Origin of the sequence: Clostridium sp. CAG:43 (genome assembly GCF_000434655.1) — a bacterium.
Classification (GTDB): Bacteria; Bacillota; Clostridia; order Lachnospirales; family Lachnospiraceae; genus Otoolea; species Otoolea fessa.
Genome location: NZ_FR895020.1, coordinates 50,002 through 53,597, shown reverse-complemented (window position 1 = coordinate 53,597; position 3,596 = coordinate 50,002). Strand labels below are relative to the sequence as shown.

The 3,596-nt window shown below is 50.2% G+C and carries 3 protein-coding genes; all 3 read left to right on the top strand.

Going from position 1 to position 3,596, the window contains the following annotated elements; all coding sequences use genetic code 11:
• The coding region (locus tag QVO97_RS01875) for a class I tRNA ligase family protein (protein ID WP_288188639.1) at positions 1 to 1,313 on the top strand (1,313 nt) is incomplete at its 5' end.
• A 203-nt stretch (positions 1,314 to 1,516) separates the two neighbouring features.
• Positions 1,517 to 1,999 (top strand): GNAT family N-acetyltransferase, encoded by a 483-nt coding sequence (locus tag QVO97_RS01870; protein ID WP_022358723.1) that lies wholly within the window; start codon positions 1,517 to 1,519, stop codon positions 1,997 to 1,999.
• A gap of 82 nt (positions 2,000 to 2,081) precedes the next feature.
• Positions 2,082 to 3,596: urease accessory protein UreH domain-containing protein (locus QVO97_RS01865; RefSeq protein ID WP_288188637.1), on the top strand; the 1,515-nt coding region annotated here is incomplete at its 3' end.

Genomic DNA, 3,596 nt, shown 5'->3' with positions numbered 1-3,596 from the left:
ATCAGGATGAGGACACGCTGGATACCTGGTTCTCCTCCGCCCTGTGGCCGTTCTCCACGCTCGGCTGGCCGAAGGATACACCGGAATATGAATATTTCTATCCGACCGACGTGCTGGTAACCGGATACGATATCATTTTCTTCTGGGTTATCCGTATGGTATTCTCTGGTCTGGAGCAGACGGGCAAAGAGCCGTTCCACACCGTCCTGATCCACGGTCTGGTACGCGACTCCCAGGGACGCAAGATGAGTAAATCCCTTGGAAATGGTATCGATCCGCTCGAGGTTATCGACAAGTACGGCGCCGATGCACTTCGTATGACCCTGATGACCGGTAACGCACCGGGCAACGATATGCGCTTCTATTGGGAACGTGTGGAAGCAAGCCGTAACTTTGCAAACAAGGTATGGAATGCATCCCGTTTCATCATGATGAACATCGAGAAAGCGCCGGTAGCGGATGTGAAGCTTTCTGACCTGCAGATGGCTGACCGCTGGATCCTCTCCAAGGTCAACACGCTGGCAAAAGATGTTACTGAGAATATGGATAAGTACGAGCTGGGAATCGCCCTCCAGAAGGTTTACGATTTCATCTGGGAGGAGTTCTGCGACTGGTACATCGAGATGGTAAAACCGAGACTCTGGTCCGAGGAAGACACCACCAAGGCAGCTGCACTCTGGACCCTGAAAACGGTTCTGATCCAGTCCTTGAAACTGCTGCATCCATATATGCCGTTCATTACCGAGGAAATCTTCTGCAATCTGCAGGATGAGGAACCGTCCATCATGATTTCTTCCTGGCCGGAGTACAAGGATGAGTGGAATTTCGCAGACGAGGAGAAAGCTGTAGAGACGATCAAGGATGCAGTCCGCGCGATCCGCGGCGTCCGCACATCCATGAACGTACCGCCGAGCAAGAAGGCAAAAGTATACGTTGTATCCGAGGATCCGGAAGTTCTGGCCATCTTCGAGCACAGCCGTGTCTTCTTCGCAACTCTTGGCTATGCGAGCGAGGTTGTCCTTCAGAAGGACAAGAGCGGAATCGCAGACGATGCCGTATCGGCTGTGACTGCAAAGGCAACCATCTATATGCCGTTTGCAGAGCTGGTGGATCTGGACAAGGAGATCGAGCGTCTGACCAAGGAAGAGGAGAAGCTGAAAAAAGAGCTTGCCCGTTCCGAGGGCATGTTAAGTAATGAAAAATTCGTCAGCCGCGCACCGGAGGCAAAGATTGCCGAAGAGCGTGAGAAGCTGGAGAAATACCGCCAGATGATGGCACAGGTACAGGAGCGCCTGGCACAGCTGCGGAAATAGTTGAATATGAAGTAAAAGGCAGGATCGAGAGATCCACCTGATGCGTGAAATAAGCCGATGTGTATGGGGAAAACTATATGCATTGGCTTGTTTTCAATAAATGAGGAAATCTGCATGGGCATCTTCAAGTTATGCCCGCAGCCTGCTATAATAAAACGGATAGAAATAAGTGTAGAGATGCAGATGGATAAATGGAGGGTATCGTGGAGATAAGAACAGCGACAATAGCAGATCTGGCTCAGATTGCAGCCGTGGAAGCAGAATGCTTTCCGGCAGCGGAAGCCGCAACGAAAGAGGAGTTTGCGGAGAGAATTAAGTATTATGGAAATCATTTCTGGCTCATGTTTGAAGACGAAAAGCTGATTGCGTTTGTGGACGGCTTCGTCACAGACAAGCCGGATCTGACGGATGAGATGTACGAACGGGCAGAAATGCACGATGAAAATGGCGCATGGCAGATGATTTTTGGTGTCAATACGATCCCGGCATACCGGAAACATGGCTATGCGGGACAGTTGCTCCAGTGCGCCATCGAGGATGCCAGAAAACAGGGGAGGAAGGGACTTGTGTTGACGTGCAAGGAAAAATTGATAGCCTATTATGCCAAGTTTGGATTTGTGAATGAGGGGATCTCGGAATCGGTGCATGGGAATGTGACTTGGTATCAGATGCGGTATAAATTTTAAATAAGAAAGTGACCAGACATTCACAATCCACATAAAAATCACACATTTTTCTGCTAGTATCTCTGTCAGGAGGTGCGAAAGCATGAATCGTAGTAAAACAAGGATTTTTATCGGTGGCATGACCTGTGTGAACTGCCAGAATAAAATAGAAACAGCTCTGCTCCATACGGCAGGAATCGAGACAGCCAGAGTCAGTTATCAGAATGGTACTGCCGATCTGGTTTACGATCCAGACTGGATTACATTGGAGGAGATCCAGCAGGTGATCCGGGACGCGGGATATGAGGTTTTATCAGAAAAAGCCAGAAACAAACAGAAGCCGGGCAGAGCCGCTCATATTTTGATTGTAATTGCGGTACTCTATGCGCTTCTTGAAAATTCGGGCATTCTGAACCGGCTGGTGCCAAGCCAGCTGGCGGATACCCGAATGGGATATGGGATGCTGTTTGTGATCGGTCTTTTAACTTCGGTACACTGTATTGCCATGTGCGGCGGAATCAACCTGTCACAGTGTATCCAGCAGAAGCGGACGGAGACAGGAAACGGAGCATCGATTTTGGGGTCGGCGCTTCTCTATAACCTGGGACGTGTGATCTCCTACACGGTGATCGGTGCAATTTTAGGATTTGCAGGAATGCTGATCGGCGGAGGCTCCGGTGTGGGAATCTCGCTTTTTCTTCAGGGTATTTTGAAAATCATTGCCGGTATTTTCATGGTTCTTATGGGAATCAATATGCTGGGTATTTTTCCGGGACTGCGGCGTTTTACCCCACAGATCCCACGGTTTCTGGCTGGCAGGGTAAACCAGAAAAAGGCTGGCAACCGACAGCCTTTTGTAGTCGGGATGTTGAACGGGCTTATGCCGTGCGGACCGCTGCAGTCGATGCAGATTGTAGCGCTGGCTTCGGGAAATCCGCTGGCGGGTGCTTTTTCTATGTTTATGTTCAGTCTTGGAACGGTACCACTGATGCTGGGACTGGGCTCGTTTGTATCGCTGCTTGGAAAACGGTTTACGAAACGGGTCATGGAAATCGGGGCGGTTCTGGTAGTGGTTCTGGGGCTTGCGATGCTGTCCCAGGGATTCAGTTTATCGGGCCTTCTGGATGGGACGGCAGGAAGCCAGGTCGAAGAAACTCTGCGTTCGGCTGGACCGAATATGGGAGCTGAACCGCTGCCTGAATCGATTGCCTCATCCGAATCGGAGACGGCCTCGGAGGAGAAAACAGATGTTCAGATTGTGCGGAGTACCTTGAGCGGCGGTCGATACCCTAATATCACGGTAAAGGCAGGAACTCCGGTCCGCTGGATCATTGATGTGCCGAAGGGAGCACTGAATGGTTGCAATTACCGGATGGTGCTGCGGGCGTACGGAATTTCGCACACGTTTTCAGAGGGGGAAAATGTAATTGAATTTACGCCGGAAGAAACAGGAACCGTTAATTATACCTGCTGGATGGGAATGATCCGTGGAAAGATTTTTGTGACGGATGAGGAAGAAAATGAATCGCTGGCAGAGGAACCGGCGAAAAATGCTGAAATCAGTGAAGATGAGTTCGAAGATTCGGAAGCAGGTGATTTTGGAATGGGCTGCTGTGGC